The organism is Pseudomonas sp. HN8-3, from assembly GCF_020790195.1.
In the GTDB taxonomy this organism is placed as follows: domain Bacteria; phylum Pseudomonadota; class Gammaproteobacteria; order Pseudomonadales; family Pseudomonadaceae; genus Aquipseudomonas; species Aquipseudomonas synxantha_A.
In genome coordinates, this window is sequence record NZ_CP086206.1 from 3,873,887 (window position 1) to 3,890,685 (window position 16,799).

12 protein-coding genes are annotated in these 16,799 nt (G+C 60.6%); all 12 read right to left on the reverse strand.

Annotation, left to right across the window (positions count from 1 at the left end; translation table 11 throughout):
- Window positions 1–63 precede the first annotated feature (63 nt).
- The 12 genes from LJX92_RS17060 to LJX92_RS17115 are packed head-to-tail and all read right to left on the reverse strand — an operon-like array spanning window position 64 to window position 16,799.
- Window positions 64–6,183, reverse strand: coding sequence for a hypothetical protein (locus LJX92_RS17060; RefSeq protein ID WP_228308671.1), 6,120 nt, complete (start codon window positions 6,181–6,183; stop codon window positions 64–66).
- The gene (locus tag LJX92_RS17065; protein ID WP_228308673.1) at window positions 6,180–8,282 is read right to left on the reverse strand and encodes a transglycosylase SLT domain-containing protein; all 2,103 of its coding nucleotides are present in this window, start codon (window positions 8,280–8,282) and stop codon (window positions 6,180–6,182) included. The genes LJX92_RS17060 and LJX92_RS17065 overlap by 4 nt, the downstream gene beginning before the upstream one ends.
- Window positions 8,282–8,752, reverse strand: a complete 471-nt coding sequence (locus LJX92_RS17070; RefSeq protein ID WP_228308675.1) for a hypothetical protein — start codon at window positions 8,750–8,752, stop codon at window positions 8,282–8,284. The genes LJX92_RS17065 and LJX92_RS17070 overlap by 1 nt, the downstream gene beginning before the upstream one ends.
- Window positions 8,753–8,754: 2 nt before the next feature.
- Window positions 8,755–9,222, reverse strand: coding sequence for a phage protein Gp13 family protein (locus tag LJX92_RS17075; protein WP_228308680.1), 468 nt, complete (start codon window positions 9,220–9,222; stop codon window positions 8,755–8,757).
- On the reverse strand, window positions 9,209–11,551 hold the full coding sequence (locus LJX92_RS17080) for a hypothetical protein (RefSeq protein WP_228308681.1): 2,343 nt from the start codon (window positions 11,549–11,551) through the stop codon (window positions 9,209–9,211). Before LJX92_RS17080 ends, LJX92_RS17075 begins: the two co-directional genes overlap by 14 nt.
- Window positions 11,548–12,147, reverse strand: a complete 600-nt coding sequence (locus LJX92_RS17085; RefSeq protein ID WP_228308682.1) for a hypothetical protein — start codon at window positions 12,145–12,147, stop codon at window positions 11,548–11,550. The genes LJX92_RS17080 and LJX92_RS17085 overlap by 4 nt, the downstream gene beginning before the upstream one ends.
- Before the next feature lie 59 nt (window positions 12,148–12,206).
- Window positions 12,207–12,593, reverse strand: coding sequence for a hypothetical protein (locus LJX92_RS17090; RefSeq protein WP_228308683.1), 387 nt, complete (start codon window positions 12,591–12,593; stop codon window positions 12,207–12,209).
- Window positions 12,594–12,602: 9 nt separating this feature from the next.
- On the reverse strand, window positions 12,603–13,043 hold the full coding sequence (locus tag LJX92_RS17095; RefSeq protein WP_228308685.1) for a Bbp16 family capsid cement protein: 441 nt from the start codon (window positions 13,041–13,043) through the stop codon (window positions 12,603–12,605).
- Between the two features lie 35 nt (window positions 13,044–13,078).
- Window positions 13,079–14,071 carry a major capsid protein gene (locus LJX92_RS17100; protein ID WP_228308687.1) on the reverse strand — a complete coding sequence of 331 codons (993 nt, stop codon included), beginning with the start codon at window positions 14,069–14,071 and terminating at the stop codon, window positions 13,079–13,081.
- An 18-nt stretch (window positions 14,072–14,089) separates the two neighbouring features.
- A complete protein-coding gene (locus tag LJX92_RS17105) occupies window positions 14,090–14,812 on the reverse strand; it encodes a hypothetical protein (protein ID WP_228308689.1) in 723 nt (240 codons plus the stop codon).
- Window positions 14,809–15,105: a hypothetical protein gene (locus LJX92_RS17110; protein WP_228308690.1), complete on the reverse strand. Its 297-nt coding sequence runs from the start codon at window positions 15,103–15,105 to the stop codon at window positions 14,809–14,811. The genes LJX92_RS17105 and LJX92_RS17110 overlap by 4 nt, the downstream gene beginning before the upstream one ends.
- The gene (locus tag LJX92_RS17115) at window positions 15,105–16,799 is read right to left on the reverse strand and encodes a portal protein (protein WP_228308691.1); all 1,695 of its coding nucleotides are present in this window, start codon (window positions 16,797–16,799) and stop codon (window positions 15,105–15,107) included. Before LJX92_RS17115 ends, LJX92_RS17110 begins: the two co-directional genes overlap by 1 nt.

Sequence of the window (16,799 nt, forward strand, 5' to 3'; positions counted from 1 at the left end):
ACTCCTTTCCTGGGGGCAAAAAAAATCCCGCTCAATGGCGGGATTCGGTGGGGTGCTTCGCTGTTATTTTTTCGGGGCGCCGTGTAACAGGGCCTTGATGAACTCGGCCGCGTCTTCGGGGGTTTCCTCGCCCACTGCGACGTTGTAGAGGTATGAGCCCTGGCGGGTTAATGGTTTGGTAGGCACGCCAAGCAGGTAGCCGCCGGCGGTGACGACAGACTTGGCCGCTGCTCCAGCTTCCTTTTCACCAGTAGCCAGCCCAGCAACTGCCGCACCTGCTTGCCGGCCGGCATTGATCGCTTGCCAGGCTGGAGACAGTGAGCCCGCGTGACCACTGAGGGCGGCCCCGAGGGTGTCGCGGATAACGGGGAATCCGGACACGCCAAACCCGAGCGTACTTTTTGCCATCCAGGCGGCAGTGTTCTCATCTTCGTCGGGCCCCTTGCCGGTGAGCAGATCGCCCACCACACCCTGGAAGAACGCCACAGCCAGTATGGCGGCGGCGGCGCTGGCCACCGTGCGCGAACCCTGCTTGGCCTCAAAGGCAAGGTCTCGGTTCTGGTTGTAGTAGGCGCTGAACGGCGTGTAGAACATCGTCAGCAGGCGCATGGCGGCGCCCTGGTCCTTGCGCTGGATGGCTGCAATATCCATTGCCCCGGTGCCGCCCTGCGAAAGGCGTACAGCCTTGTCGCCATCGAGCGCCGCCGCCGCCGAGTCCTTACCGGCCGCCAGCCCTTCGCGATAGCTGGCCATCCAGATCGCGCCGGAAATCCCACGGTCCAGGTAACCCAGCAGGTTGAACGAGAACCGGACCAGGTCGTCACGCTTGCGGAAAAATGCGTTCTTGCCGATGAGGTCGGCCATGCTGGAAGCAAGGCGGCCATCCTCGGTATCCCAGCGCAGGCGCATTGCCGGGGAAGCGTCGGTGATCATCCGGTACGTTTCGACAGGTGACCGGATGCCATCGAGCAGGCTTTTTGCAAGAAGCTGGGGTTTCACATACAGCAGCCCAGGAATCAAGCCGCCTACCTGGGCCAGCAGCGTGGTACTGGAAAGGCCCAGGCCGACGATGGACGTATTCGTCCTGGCCGCGTCGAGGAACCGGTTGAAGTTGCCTGTTTCTGGCGGGTTGCGGTCATTGGCTATCGCCTTCAACCACGGCAAGAACGAATCAGCGCCACGCGGCCCCAGCTTGTCGATCAGCACCGCCCTTATCTGCGGGTCTTTGGTCAGGCGGTGAGCGTCCTGCAATGCCTCGCGGTGCGTCAGGTCGTGGACGTGCTGAGCCAGACGCTGCGGAATAGCGCTCAGGTCCAACAACAGCGGGCCGCTGGCGTTGTCGTTACGCTGGTTGGTGAACCCGTTGGACGGTAGCGCCCCCTCGAAACCCTCATTGAACAGCTCGCCACCCACAGCCGCCGGCGGGGCCCCTGCCCGCTTGCGGTCGTACATGATCGGGAAGTAGCCGCCACGGTATTCACCGAACGCCGTGCTGACCGGCTTTGGCTCAATGCGCGGCGGCGCCACGCCTGACAGACGTTTGTACATCGCGGCGATGTCAGGCCAGAGATTGTCAAAGGAATCCCACACCGACTGCACCAGGTCCCAATCCTGCTTGTCCAGGCGCCCCAGCATGTCGGCCAGTGCCGCGTCATTCAGCTTGTTGCCCTTGAGCAGCTTGGTACGGTTCGACTCGTTACCGGTGTTGAGTGCGTGCATCAGGATTTCACGGCGATTGAACGACTTCCCAGCGCTGGCTATATAGAAGCGGTCGGCCAGACGCTTGGAATCCATACCGGCAAAGCGCTCAACAATGGAGCGAATGCCATTTTTGAATAGCGTGCGCTCGTTGGCCTGGGCTTCGGCCAGTGGGTTCCACACCAGTTCATGCCAGGGGCCGCTGGTGTTCTTGCCGTCCAGGCGGTTGATCACGTTTTCCATACGGGTAAGCGAGGCATCGAGCCCGGCCAGTGCACCAAAAGCCTTATCGGCGGTGGTTTCGCTGCTTTCGGAGGTGGCGACCTTTCGCGCATCAACAGGCACGTTTTCATTGAGGGAGCGGATAAGGTCACTACGGGCCTGCTCATAATCTCGTTTGTACTTGCTGTTCAGCAGTTTGTTTTTCAACTTGGCCAGGTGTTCGATGTTCACCACCGCGTCACGCACGCCATTCAGTTCTTCAAAGGTCAGGTCTCGGTAGTTAACCCGGGCGCTCTGTTCAATCAGGTGCTGCGGGACGGTCACGACATTGCCGGCGGCTTCCTGCTCGCTGACGAACTGGGCCAGGCTACGACGGCGTTCTACCTGCGGGCCGCTGACCTTGCGGAATTCATACTGATCAAGCAGGCCCTCGATCTGCTCCAGGTAGCTGGCGCCAGCCTTGCCGATGCGTTCACGCGTCGAAGGCTTTTCGAAGCGGCGCATGACGGTGTAAATCTTTTCCTCTTCCTTGCGGGCGGCAGTCGCCTCCCGGTACAGGTAGTGGTTCAACAACTCTCGCTGCTTGGCCGCGGCGGCTTCCTGCCAGCGGTTTTTGGTGGCGAAGTTGAAGGCGTCACGGTTCGCCTTGCGTTCGGCGTTCAAGTACAGGTGTGGCTGGATATCGCGCACTACCTTGTCAGCGATCACCTGCTTGGAAATAGCGCGGATATCTTTCAGGGATGGGATGGCGCTGTAGGCGTCTTCGCGCAAGGCGCGGGAATTGCCATCCTGTGCCCGCTGGACTTTCTCCACCTGGCGGCGCAGGCGGTCAATGGCGCGCAGCTCTTCCCGCACGACCTGGGCCCGGTCATCGTTGTGCACCGCATCAATGGCGCGGTCAGCCAGTGAGCCGTCGTTGAGCATGTCGGCATACTCGGCGCGCATCCTGGCGTCGGTTTCAGCCTGGATCAGTTCTTTGCGGCCACGGGCCCCCACCAGGGCCTGAACCATTTCATCGCCCGAGGTGTAACCGAACTGCTCGGCGACGATATCGGGGTGAATCCCATCTTCACTGGTCATGCCGCGCAGGCGGGACACTACTGGCTTGCCATAACGTTCAACCAGCGGACCACGGGACAGCTTGACCGGCGCCCCCACGGTGCCATCGGTTTGCAGCCCTTTGCGCAACAGATCCTGTACGCGGTAAACGGGTTGGGCATCGACTTCCTTGGTCACCGCTTCCTGCATAACGCCGCGGGCTTCCTTCCACCACTTCTGCTGCTCGCGGGTCAGCTCATGCAGTGCTTCGGCGGTAAGACGTTCTTCGGCGGCCTGGCCTGCTTTGTCGGCAGTTGCGCGGTAGGCGTCGAACTCGGCGGGCGACATGCCGGCCGTTTGCGCGTCGGTGAACAGGCTGCGGTACGGGGCCTGGGCTACGGCGATTTCGTCATCGGTGGCCAGCAGTCGGTCGAACACCCGGCGCACGTCGTCATTGAGCTGAACGTTAAGGCGGCTGGCATCCCGGTAGATTTGGGTCAACCAAGCCTTGAATCGGGAAAAAGCCGACTGCAATGCAGCGCTGGGCGCCTTGCCTTCGCGCAGATATGCCTCAAAGCCACGGGCAAACTGTTCGTGCTGATCAACCTTAACGCCGGATCGATCTTTTACGCCGAACCAATCAAGGACCGTCTGGTAATCCTGCTTTACCTGGTCCGGCACATCGGCGCGTGCTGCCAGATCGCCCATCACTTCCAGGTAAAAATGCCCGGTTTCATGCAGGAACGTGGACAGGTTGGCCTTGTCGGTCAGCTTGATATTGAACTTGCGGTCAGCGCCGAACTGGATAAACCCACGGGCACCGTCTTCTGTCTGATCAAACCGAACGGCGTCATCGCCCAGCAACGCCTTGCGCACGGCCGCGTTATCCAGTGCATTCAGGTCGAGGCCTGATTGATCAATAGCGCGCTGCAGGTCGTCCAGAGTCGCCCGGGCGTTGAACTGTTCCTGATTAAGGTTTCCGGGCGCTGACTGGCGATGGCCGCGCAACTCCTTGTCGAGTGAGGCCAACAGCATATCGGGCGTTGCGGTTGCGGCATTGCCGAAATAACCCGCTTCGGCGGCCTGGGTCGCCATATCGTCGAGGCTGCGCCCCCCCTTCCTGGCGATACGATTGGCACCACGACGCCCCACGTCGGCATCACGGGCAGCCAGCTCGCCGCCCTCGTCGTTGATCCCGCCGCGCTCACGGATGAAGTCGATCAGCGACGGCCCGTTGACTGTGGCGTCGTCCGGAATATCACCGGTTCGCAGCCGGTCCAGCATCAAATCCAGCTGATCAGCGCTTGCCGGACTGCGCAGCACTTCAGGAATGTCCCGACCAACACGCAACTGGTACTGATTGAACAGGTCGTAGGGATCAATGCCGGAACGCTCGCCCAGGGACCGGAACGCCGATTGATACAACGATGCCTCACGGTCGGCAGTCTGTGCTTCTCGTCCAATGCCCAGCAACTGCCCGCGCACGTCCTCAAATACACGGCGGTCCGAAGCTGCAACAGTGTCCTGTTCAACGCGGTCGCGCAGGCGGTCCAGTTCTTCCGGAACACGCTGCTGAAATTCGGCCAACTCGCGCAGGGTCATTGCATCAGGAGTGGCGCGCATGTCCTGCTCCAACCCCCGATGGTGACCATCCTTTGCGATAACGGACGCCCACTTTTCCAGCGGGATAGAGATGTCGCCGCCCAGGGTCAGGGCCTCGCCCAGGGCCCCAGCGTTGCCGGTGGCCGCCGTGGCGAACTGTTCAGGGTCAAGGTTGTTTTCTTGAAAATAACGCTGGAACTGTTCAGCCGGGACCAGGATGTTTTCGACGTTCCCGCCGGCCTGCTCCTTCAAGCGCGCAATCAAAGCCTCGGCGCGCTGTGGCGAGCGCTGGAACATCTTGGAGCTTTTCGCCATATCGCCCAGGCGCTGGACTGCGGCCAGGTCTTGCTCGATCTGCCAGTACCGCCGGCCAGAGCTGGCGCCGGCAATCGCCACGTCAACCGGTGCGGTGGCCAGGCCCAGGGCGGCGTTCAGAAACATCTCTCCCCCGCTCGCCTCTTCGCCCACGGCGGCGGCGCCTGCTGCTGCACCACCAGCACCACCCGCCGCCTGTGCCGCACCTTCGGCGGCGACGTTGCCAAGCTTCCCGCCAATGCCGCGCCCAGCAAATGGAATGGGTAACATCCCACCCAGGGCGTTTACAGAGGCTTCGGCCAACGTGCGCTTAAGGCTGTAGGCGTAGGACTGGTCGATATCGCCGGTTTTCTTGAAACCCTCGGCCAGGTTTTCACCGGCACCACCAGCAACGCCGGCGCCGAAGTTCACGCCACCCACAACAATGGCCTTCTCTGCGGCGCGCTGGGCGAAGGTGCTGGCCAGTCGGCTGACAGCAAAGTTCTTCGCTGGTTGCGCTGCAAGCCCGCCCAGCCCGCCACCGGCGACTAGACTTGGCAACGCCTCGGTCAGTGCGCTACCGATGAGCCCGGGGTTGCGCAATGCGTACATGCCGGTATCTGCTGCCGCACTACCAAAGCCAGCACCGCCAGCGCGGGCCTGATCAAACACCTGGCCAGCGAAGGCAATGCGCTGATCCCGAGGCATGGCCATGTATCCCTCAACAGCGCTGACGACGTTGTTGTCAGTCTGTCCGGTGTAGTTGGGCTCATCGGTACCGTTGCGATCGAGGGCGCTTTGAGGGGCCAGCATGTTGACGAAGAACCCGCCAACCGAGGAAAGAGAACGGTCCAGCAGGTTCGCGCCGGCCTCACCGATCAATCCGAGCTGCCCAACGCCACGGGAAAGCGCATCCAAGGTGCCGGTGGAGTGCTGCTGACCCGACTCTTTGACGAAGCTGTCGAAAGCCCCCTCTACGTTCGACAGGCCGTCGATATCGTCGTGGGCCACGCCGGCGTTATTCGGATCGGTCAAAAACTGGTTGGTAACCGGCGCACGGCTTAGCAGCGCGTCATAGTCCACGGCGTCAAGCTTCGCTTTGCGCTCAATCTCCGGGCGGTTGCGCGAGACCATTTCCGGCGCCAGCCCGGTCAGTTCGGCCAGGCGCTGGATGTTCGCCTGCTCATCGGGGTTTGTGTCAGCGACATAGCTCAAGGTGTTGCGCGGGTTCGGCAGGTCGCGCTGGCGCTGAATCACTGCGTCGTATTTGTTTGGCTCGGCCGCGGCCTGCTCACCGGTGCTGGTGAGAATTTCGTCGTAGCAATTCATTGATTGGCCTCATTGAACAGTTTCAGAATGTCGGCGTCATTGGGCACGCGGCCATGGCGCTTGAGCGCTTCGACGATCTGCTGGTGTTCATCTGCTGGAATTTGCTTGATGTCCCGGACAATCACCTGATCGCCGGGCTCACGTTCGAAGGCTCGCTTCTTGGACGAGAACATCCCCATGAAGCCGGAGCCAGGCACATCACCCTGGATGAATGCCCGGTCTACGACCTTCTGCACCTGGTCGGGGGTGGCCTTCTTGCCTTGGTCCTGTTCCAGGGCGCGGATCTGCGTGTCGACGTATCGGCGTGCAGCAGCCACAGACTTGGCGTCGGACTTCCCGGCCTTTGCATTGGGGTCAATGCCGGCATTGCGCAGGGCTTCCTTGAAAATATCGTCATTGCTGCCAATTGACGATGTGGCCTCGGCGCCCTTCTCGCGCCGATCCTGCTGAAGCTTCGTCAACTCCTGGAAGTCGGTGTCGGAAAGCTTGGCGCGCATCCCCAATAGATTCAGCTCGTTGCCGCTGACAATCTCGTCGCGAGCCCGGTAATAGGCCTCCTGGTCTGTTGGGCGGCCTGGCTTGTAATCCATGATCTGCTTGCGGCCTTCGGCGGGCAGCGCGGCCCAGGTGGCGGCCGGGATCGTGTCCCAGCTATTGCCCTGCAACACCACATCCCATGCGGATTCCAGGTTCTGCGCATCCTGTTGCTTACGCTGTTCGGCTTGCCAGTCAATGCGCTGCTTGGCGGCTTTCAACGCAATAGACTTCTGGTCGGCGGTCAGATCGTCACGCGCATCAATGGCCTGTGCTACCTGGCCAAAGCTGGGTTCCTGGGTATGCAATGCCTTGCCCAGCACCTTTTCGGTGTATTCGCGGGTTTCTTTGAATGGGATCTTGTCCAGGAACTCGGCCTGGCTGATTTCACCGGTGCGCGGGTCACCCAGCTTGAGCTTGCTTGCGTTCTTTCCGGTGGTGTTGGTGCCGTTGATCCAGTCGTTAACCATGCCTGGGCCAGCGTTGTAGGCGGCCACGGCCAGCGCTGGCGACTTGAAATCGTTGGTCAGCTTCTGGAAATAGGCTTGGCCGAGCTGACGGTTGTAGTCCGGATCATTGCGAAAGCGGTTCTCGTCCCATTCAACACCGGCAAGCTTTGCCGCTTCTGGCCCGGTGCTGGGCATGATCTGAGCGGTACCAATGGCGCCGCGGCTGGACGTCATCGGCTGGCCGTTGCGGTCAAACTGCTTGCCTCCGCTTTCCGCCTGCAGGATTGAAGCAAATACCCGGTTATCCTGGCTGCTGACATCCTGCACGGCCTGGCTGCCCACACTGACACCAACCTGGCGATCAATAAGCGGCTTGAGCATTGAGGCCGCCCGGAGCTGCGCGTCGGCGGTCATGCTGACAGCGTTGTCCATGAAGTATTGCTTTGCCTTCATCGGGTCACGCGCAGCCAGTTGTTCAATCACTGCCGCATTAAGTCTGGTGTTCGCCTCCAGGCGTTTCTGTTCAGCAAGTTCAGGCGGAAGGCCCTTGCGCTGAGCCTCAGCTCCTTCCACCACATTCATCTTGGCTTGGTAGTAGGCGAGCTGTTGCGGGTCGTTGGCGTACAGGGCGGCGCCCTGGATGGCACTCCGGCGCTGCCCTTCGGCCGTGTCGTCGTAATGCTGTTCCCGTTGGGCGAACTCGTATTTGTTCAGTTCGTTGGATAGTGAGTTACGGCGGCTGGTGACAATCTGTGCATACCGCGCTTTCTGCTGCTCACTGGTCAGCGTCTCGGCAATCTTGGCCTGGGCCTCTTCGAACTGGCCCAGCGTCTGGTTGGTGATATCGAGCGCAGCCCCGCCCTTACGCGTGTACACGCCGCCTTCCGGGTTGAACATGGTGTTCTGCTGCCACTCGGTCAGCTTGCGATCAGCATCCATGATCGAGGCGGTATCAGCCTGTTCCCTGGACTTGTTGGCCAGGATTTCCGCGCCACGCTGAAAGCTCTGCAAGCCCTGGGCAATCGAGGTGGTATCAGGCGCAACGCCCTGCAACTGGACGGGCCGGGTTGGCTGCTGCTGGACCTGCGCCGTGTCGTATGTCGGTACTCGTGGCATTAGCGAGCCCCCGCGAACGAACCGAATGCACCGCCAATGCCGCCCAGGATGGAGCCCATAGCGGCGGTCTTGCCGTTCTGAACGGTCTGGTTGGCGTTGAGCAGGTCTTGCTTGGCATGCACGCGGTAACCGTAAGCCTCGCGGGCGGCGTTGTTCTGGATAGTCAGGGCGTCCAGTTCGCCGAGCATGGCGGTGTCGTCTTGCAACTGGGCAGAACTGCCGCTGTTCACGTCGATCCCGTTGGCGGCCTGCACACTGCGCTGGGTACCGACGGCCTGGCCGGTGCGCACGCGCTGCCAATCCGCCGAGGTGTTGCCGGCGTTGATCGTTTCGTTAGCGGTCTGGTTTTTGAACGCGGCGTTCTGTTCCATCATCCCAGACTGGAACTGGGCGTTTTGCTTCTGGCCCTGGGCCTGCATCATGCTGCCGGCCAATCCAATGGCGGCGGGTATCAATGCGATCCAGCACATGGTTATTCCTCTCGGTTCAGGGTGAAGGGGTAGAACGGCAGGCGCTTGGGCCCATACGGGAGGGCCTCGCCGAAGTCGAAGCCCAGCCATTTCAGCCAGCGAATGGCCGAGGTGTTGCGGGCGTCGACGTAGTTGATGAGGTGGCGGTGCCGGGTGAGCATCCCTTGCACCTCGGGCTTGCAGACCTTGAGGAATGCGCGGGCGTGGCGCTCTACGTGGGTTGTGCTGATCAGCCAGGGGACGCCGACCGATCCAAGAAGGCTGTGCACCGCATCCCCAAAAACGGCAACGATATAGCCGTTAACCACGATCTTGCGGGCGTTGAGGCTATCGTTGATGCCGGACAGCAACTCACGCTCAAGGGATACGCCGAGCCCTTCGACAATCTCGTCGATATCGGCCTGGCGCACGTCACGCAGGATCGCCGGGATATCCTCGGGCTCAATGGGCAAAACGTCAGCGACCGCCAATGGTCACCTCCGGGATCACCGCCAGCACGGTCAGCGGCAGCGGATCGGACTGTCGAATAAATACGCGCCCTTTGCCCTGCCAGTTGTTTGATATCGGGATGTCCGCCTGTCCTGTCAGCAACTCGATAGGCGACTCATAGTCATCTCGGTCGGTCTTGTGTTCGTACAGGTTCTTTTTGTCCTTGCCCGCAAAAATGCCCCGCGATTCCTCGACACGGACGGTCAGGCCAGTGACAGAGATTTTCTTATCGAGCACCGTCTCATTGGCGTTTTTTAGCTCCAGGTCGAGGGTTTCCATGTCGGATATGTATTGCAGCCCTACGTGGGCGATGCCTGCGGCTTCCTGCAATGCAACGGAGCCGCCTGTAACAACGCGCTGGGGGTGCACGCTGCCGTCTGCCAAGATTGAAACGGTCTTGCCTTCAAGGTGGCCCAGGCCGGACAGCGTTTTAACCTGGCGCGCCCATTTAGAAACTGGAACGCCGCGCAACGATTCGGGGCAGATGATCAGCAACTTGACCGTGACCACGCTGGGGCTGGTGTAGCCGACCACCTCAACCCTGACAATTTCTGTAGCTGGGTCGCCGTTCTCGTCGATCACCTGACGCTTCAACGAGTAATCGATGCCCACACTCCCCGCCGCGAATGGGGTGTGGCCGACCGCCGTCATGGTGACCACCTCGGGAAACTTCCAGGTTGTGCCGCCGGATAAGGTGAAGGTCTTGGCCGCGTCGGTGTTGCGCCCGTCATAGGTCAGGCCGCAATCAACAAAGAAAGCGTCTTCGATGCTGGTTATCTGCCGGCTTTCCATGCGCTCTATGTAGCGCTTCTGCACGCCGTTGATGTTGCGGCGCACCACCATGTACAGCACATCTTCCTGGCCTTCCGGGATGCAGGCGATCGACTCGACGAAGCCGTCAGTGTCGTGCCAGTGCCAGCCCACCAATTGCTGTTCGGGAACGTAGGTCAGGCCCAGCAGCACACCGTCATCGCGCACATACCAGACAATCGAATCGGGCACCTTCTGGTAAGCAACGTTCGTCAGTTCCTTGCCCTTGAACAGGTGAGCGCTGAATAGCGTTAGGTCGTCAGCGGCGAACCCGTCGGCATTCAGCGAGTAACCGAACGATGAAACCCGGTTACCCCGTGCCTGGACATACACGGCGCTGTTGCCCACTACCACGGGCGGAACAATGGCTGTGCCGTCGTAGCCCTCTGGAACGGCCTGCACGGTCTTTGCCGACAAACCTGTGTCACCGCCCGAAATGGTGAACTCTGCGCCCGTGGTGAGCGCCAGCAGCTTACGCAGCCCCAGCAGATGGCGAACCCGGTTCACCTTGTTGCTGCTCAAGGTGAAGGTAATAGCGTCATCATCCTTGTTGGGGACGGAATAGCCGAAGTTCTTGAAAAGGCCGGTCTTGCTCGTCCACACAGTCTGTGGCTGCAAATTGCTACCGGCGAATATCAGGCGCTGCTGGTAATACACCACGGCGCCCGGGAAGTTACCGGCGCCGACAAAGGGGTCGTTGCCGTTCGGTGGTGTGTCGGTCTTGACGGCCGTGATGTTCTGGTCCGTGAAGGTGGTACCGGTGGCACGCCCGATGAATCCGTAGATCCCGGCGCCGGCGTTGTCCTTGTAGATGATGTAGTACGTCGCACCGGTAACGGCGGGCCAGGTGATGGTTGCTGACGCAACGTCTGTGTGGGTCGTGACGGGGTTGGACGTGGCAGGCAGGGACTCATCCAAGGTGTTGCCGTCATCCAGCACAGCGGTGACCTGGTAGCGCCAGGTTTGCGCCGTGCCAGTGCCCCCACCACCTACCGCCGTGGCAGATGCCGGAGCGGCAATGCGCGGGGCCAGGTTGATATCGGCGGTGGTCCAGTTGTCGTGGGCCAAGCGGTTTAGTTCACGCGGCTTGTATCCTGGCTGCGCGAACGTCATCACGTCAGCAGACTGGGTGTAATTCAGGGATGCCAGGTCATATTGCGTGTACGGCATGGCCAGTTCGAAGGGCGTACCGATGCTGGGGCCGGCGCTGTACAGCACCTGTCCACCGTCCTTGATAACCCGCATGTTCAAGTCGCCAAACGCCAGGATGTAGGTCTGCACGTCGTTGAACTGGAACGGGACCAGGCGGCAAAGCTTGGTCGAATCCTTTACCTCGGCCACAAGGCGCGTGCCGGCACGGTTACGCACGCCACCGTAGGGCATGACCATGAAGTTGCGGCACAGCTTGAGGCCCGTGTAGTAGCGGGCAATGTCGGTACGCGCACTGGCAGACGGCGAAAGCTCACCCGCCGCGAAGGTCGGTTGAAGTATCCCGCTCATGCTCGCACCGTAATGAATTCAGATTCAGGCTCGGGATCGTCCTGGGATTCCTCAAAAGCGGTGCCCTCAGCAAGGGTCAGCGCCATTTGGTATTGCTGGGCAGCGAATTGCTGGAGGTCCGGCTTTGAACTGAGCGGTAAGGCCAAGTCCATGGCCAGGCGCCAAGCCAGCACGTCGACAAATTGAGGGTCGAAGAACGTTGAATCCTCGACCTTGAAGGTGAATCGGCACGCAGCCTCTGGCTGGTCGGTATGAATCACCCGACCGCCAGCGTCGTACCCAACCCCGTAGGGAATTTCCATATCGCTGGTGAGCGAGCGGCGGAACCCTGGCTGTACGATGCCGCGAACTTTCAGGCAGTTGGCCGGGTACCGATACCGGAACGCCCAACCAGGCGCAGGACTGCCCAGGCTTGCCAGTGCAACTACGGATTCCGCGAATGGCCAGGGAAACGCCTGCAACACCAATTCACGAAGCGGGGCGTAGAACACACGGCACAGTTCGGCCGCTTTGCTCTTTTCCGTGAACGAAACTATCGGTTGCGTGTGTGCAACCCGCGACAGCGCCATGTTGCAAATCTCTACGTCGCTGGACATTCGGGAACCTCAGAAAAAGAAAAGGGCCCCGAAGGGCCCGTAAGGTGTGTTGCTGGTTATCAGGCGTCTGGCAGTCCGTTGCCGTCGGTGTTGTCCGTATCGTCTCCATCACCACCCAGGTCATTGCCGCCCGCATCCTGCTGGCCCAGGTGTTCCGGCTTGGTGATGTCGCCACCTGCATTCAGGCGAGCCGCTTCCGCTTCGGCATCTGCCTTATTGCCGGTGAAGGTGCCAACCATCTGGCCCGCCGCGTCCTTGACGACGAACTTGCCGGCCGCGCCGCGCGCAGCCACGTAGCCGGTGTACTTCTGCGCCATCACCTCGGACAGTTCCTTACCTGGTTGCATCCAGCTACCCAGGTGTTCCGGTTTGGTGATGTTGAAGGTTTCGCCAACCTCCTTAATGCTTCCGCCGTAGAAGCCTTTTTCTTTTGCTGTAACTTCCATGACGCCCCCTTACAGAATCGCGAAGCCGCTGGCGTACTTGATGTCGTCCTGTACGTCTTTGACCAAGCCAGCCCAGAATCGACCAGCGGTGAGTGGTCCGGTGCCAATCACGTAGTTCACGCGCAGGTAGCGACGAACGCCACGCGGAACGGCGACCTGTACCGGGCGGGTGCCAGCGGTCAGGCTGGACAATCCCAGCGAGCCAGAATCGAACAGCGTCACCCAAGTGGCGTTATCGTCGCTGGTCTGCAACTGGATGTTGGTGGTGGCGGCGCCGGCGGCAGCGGCGGCAATCAGGGTTGCTACCACCAGGTAGATAGGCTCGCCGGCGCCGATATCGCGGCGGGTGTTGCCATGGGTCAGCGGGCCCAGGTCAAGTACATCAGTCGATGCAGCCGAAGCGGTAACGTCTTGAGCGGCGCTGAACGTGTTCAGTTTGTCGGTGATCATGTTTCGGTCTCCAATGAGCCAGGGGACCAGCAGTCTTAGACTACTGGCGCCTCGGTGTTGAGAAGGGCATCGACGGTACGGAAAGGCACGCCGCGCAAGCTGGTGCGGAACTCACCGTCGTATTCGTCGATCTTGAGTTGGACGTTTTTCTTGTTCATCGCCTGAATGTCCAGGCACTCACGAATGGTGCGGTTCATGTAGAACGCAGCACGACCCATTTTCAGGTTAGGGATGCGGTGAACAGCGCGGATCATGTTCTCGATCAGCTTGACTACAGACCCATCGGTATCGGCCAGCAGGTCGGACAGATCGATGTTGCAAATGCGTACGGCATAGCGCCAGTCACGCAACGCAACACCGTTGTCCCAACCGTAGTGGTCGCGGAATGCGCGGAATTTCTTACCGGTACCGTCGTCAACCAGTTCAATGCCCATGTCCTGGTGGTCCAGACCCGCCTTGGACCCCTTCGGATAGATGCCGTGCACGGTTTGGTCACCCCAAACAACCAGCCAGATCGACGTGTTGTCTGAACCGGAACCGCCCATCTTGATGATGTTTTGGCCGTTCTTCGCTGTACTGTCGCTGTAGCGCGGCGCCAGGCCGAGCGGCTGCGATGGGTTCAAAGCGCTGTTGCTGTAGAACACAGCCGACGCCATGGTCTGATTCATACCCTCAACGAAGGCGGCGTTTTCGGAAAGACGGAAAGCGGCGGTGTTGCCGTTCAGCATTGCCAGCTTTTCGTCCACAGTGCCGAGCGCTTCCAGCATTGCGCAGGTTTCATCTACCTGGGCGGTGGTCGACTTTTCGGAAGGGATACCGGCGTTCAATGCACGCCAAGCACCAGTCGGCAGACCAGTACGCACAGTGGTGCGGTGACCGGTCGGCAGGTTGCCCTCGATCCAAAGCATGTCGGTTAGAATTTCGTTGGTCTGCGTCAGCATCTCAACTATTCGGGCTTGTTTCTGGTCCGGGTCTTGACGCTTTGCCCAGTCGGCAAGGGTCAGCGCGGTAGTGGCAATAATGGCCATGCAGTAATACTCCGTTGGTTAGTTGCTGTTGCCGTAGAACACCTCTTCGTTCGACTTACGGCCGGTGGTGGTTTGGCTGCCAGGCAAGACAAACTTGTCTTCCGAGATAGCCGCGCTGATGCGATGGCAGAACTTGAACAGCGCCGGGTGGTTGCCCAGCCCGGAGGTATTCAGCAACTCGGTCAATGCCGGGTCACCGAAGGACTGAATGACCTTGATAGCGCTGGCTACGCTCTTGTCGTAGTTCTCACCGCCAATTTCAGGGTCGTTCTTGATTTCAGCGGCCCAGTCCTGGGCCTGCTTGGTGACGGCGGCTTGGTATGCCTCGGCCTGCTTGCTCGCCAGTTGCGATTGGAAGTCGATGAGTTGCTGGGCCTTGGCCTGCGGGATGTTCAGTTCCTTGGCCAGGTTCTTGAACTCGCCCAGGATTTCCACATCCATCTCCATGCCTTCTGGGAGGGTGAAGTCCTCATAGGCTTCCGGGGCGCCTGTTGGCTTGTCCTTGCCATCAGCATCCTTGCTTTCGTCCTTGGGCTTGTCCGCGTCTTCGGGCTGGGCGTCATCCGGCTTCGGTGCTGGAGCATCTGTAGGAGCGGGCGGGGTCAGTACCGAGCTTTCAGCTGCTGGGGCCGGGGCTTCAACTGTGGGAGCGGGAGCCGATACATCACCACCACCGCCACCACCTGCATCAACCTCGCTCATGTACACGCGGCCAAGCAGCTTCATCATCAAAGGGCTCATTCATCTGTCTCCTGGGGTTGTTCAGCAATCGGCTTTGGCGCGTTCTCGGCAGCCATGACCGCGTACAGCGATGGGGTCAGGTCGTTGACCTGGCTCAAAAGAAGAAGGCCAACATTGCGTTGGCCTTCGTTGAAGTTCGTGATTGCGTCGGTGGGGCCTATTGAGCCTTGGAAAATCCTGCAACGGCCCATGGTTCGCCACATGAAGCGGCGCCCTCGGCTGTCGTCCATCAACCACTTGAAGTCGGCGATATCCTGCAATTCCTGCTCGGTTGGCTCCTGTCGATCGGTCATCACATCGCCCCTACAAGTGCGGTCAGGGCGTTATCCCCTCCCGTGTCGGTCTGGCTAAGCGCTTGGGCGCCCTGGATGACGCTTCCCAGCTCCTGCTGCATCTGCTGGCTTTGTTGCGCCTGGGCACGCTGCTCGCGGATCTGAGCAACCATGTCATCAGCCCGTACCAGCGTTGGGGGCACGCCGATCAGTTCGAAGTACTGGCGCATTGCTTCGTCGGAGTCGAGCAGGTCCAGCGCTTCAGTACTTTGGGTGACGGTGGCCACGGTGCCGGCGAACCCAATAGCGCGTTCAATGCTGGATACGCCGATGGCCTTCTGTGCCTGGGCCAGGATGCTGGTGAACTCGATGCGCAGATCCATGTTCGCCAGTTCTTTCGGTGGCGGCGGCAACAGTGGCGTACCCGGCAACATGCCGGTCCAGCGCGGAATCGACTGCTCCAGCATCTGGTTGAAGTACATATCAACCAGCGGGTCTAACAGGTCATCGGTCTGGCGTTCCAGCACTGGGCCGAGCATCAGCAACTTTTCTTCCTTGCGGGTGGCAATCTCGTACGCGGTGCGCACGCTGTCCATTTGGCTGATCATCAGGAACAGATCGACGAAGAACGCGGTGTCGATGATCGAGCTGTCAGCGGCAATCTCACCACGCAATTGGCCGAGCCAGGCAGGCTGAACCTCATACAGCGGCGCGAACTTGGCCCCAACCTGCATATCGTTCAGGTAGGTGATGCTGCCCGGCAGGATCGAGGCGCGTTGATTCTTGAGGCTGGCCGGCGCACCCATTGGCGGGCGCACGCCCTTCTCCAGCAGTTCGGCCTTACGGCGCTCCATCAGCTGGATGGCCTTGGTGGTGCCGATACACATAGAGCCGGGGCCGGAGCCATACACATCCTCGCCCAGCACGTCCCAGCGCGGCGCCATGACCGGGAACACCTTGAACCCGGATTCGCGCAGCATCGAATCCTTGTCGCCGCTTTTCTCCCAGTACACAGACCGGAACGGCATGTTGGTGTTGTCCTTGCGCCCTTTCTCGCGGGTGTCGTTGGGTTCGATGCCGTGGCATATATCAACCCAGGCGTCCGGCTTACTGCTCAGCAGGTTGCGCGCCGTGGTGCTCATCTTGTCTTTGCCGAACTGCTGTTCCATCTGGCGGGCAGTCATGCGGAAGTCGCGGTAGAGGGTGTCCACCTGGTTGCGGCTGTTGTTGGCGAGCATGTAACTGCCGATAGCCAGGGGGTACGAGCGCAACAAATCGCTGTCGTCCGGCATCACCACCATAGGCGCGGTGCCGAAAATGCCTTCTTCGCTGTAGCGGTTGGGCAGAACGCTGTACAGGTTCGACCTGGCCATGACTTCGCGCATGGACGTCTCGGCGGCGTAAAGCCAAGCCTTGACCGGTCCATAAGCCATCAGGCCAGGATCAGGCGTGCCGAACTTCACCCAGGGCGATGCAGGGTTGGTCATGCCGGTGTGCATACCGGCGCCAAGCGTGCGGGCCGCAAACGTCGCTTGCGGGTTGATGATCTTCTGATCGCGGCGCTTGCCGTCGTTGGTGTCGGTGTTGTTCCAGCGGCCAGAACGCGGGCTGATGAAGTCGCCCAGCTCTTTCCAGTCGGGCAGCCAGTTGCTGTCGCGCTCGCTCTTGAGAGCGGTGTAGCGCTTCTCGCAGCGTTCGCGCAGGGAGTCGGCCAA

Coding starts and splice junctions, on each gene's coding strand:
- LJX92_RS17060 (WP_228308671.1), bottom strand. CDS start 6,183: ATGAATTGCTACGACGAAATTCTCACCAGCACCGGTGAGCAGGCCGCG.
- LJX92_RS17065 (WP_228308673.1), bottom strand. CDS start 8,282: ATGCCACGAGTACCGACATACGACACGGCGCAGGTCCAGCAGCAGCCA.
- LJX92_RS17070 (WP_228308675.1), bottom strand. CDS start 8,752: ATGTGCTGGATCGCATTGATACCCGCCGCCATTGGATTGGCCGGCAGC.
- LJX92_RS17080 (WP_228308681.1), bottom strand. CDS start 11,551: ATGAGCGGGATACTTCAACCGACCTTCGCGGCGGGTGAGCTTTCGCCG.
- LJX92_RS17085 (WP_228308682.1), bottom strand. CDS start 12,147: ATGTCCAGCGACGTAGAGATTTGCAACATGGCGCTGTCGCGGGTTGCA.
- LJX92_RS17090 (WP_228308683.1), bottom strand. CDS start 12,593: ATGGAAGTTACAGCAAAAGAAAAAGGCTTCTACGGCGGAAGCATTAAG.
- LJX92_RS17095 (WP_228308685.1), bottom strand. CDS start 13,043: ATGATCACCGACAAACTGAACACGTTCAGCGCCGCTCAAGACGTTACC.
- LJX92_RS17100 (WP_228308687.1), bottom strand. CDS start 14,071: ATGGCCATTATTGCCACTACCGCGCTGACCCTTGCCGACTGGGCAAAG.
- LJX92_RS17105 (WP_228308689.1), bottom strand. CDS start 14,812: ATGAGCCCTTTGATGATGAAGCTGCTTGGCCGCGTGTACATGAGCGAG.
- LJX92_RS17110 (WP_228308690.1), bottom strand. CDS start 15,105: ATGACCGATCGACAGGAGCCAACCGAGCAGGAATTGCAGGATATCGCC.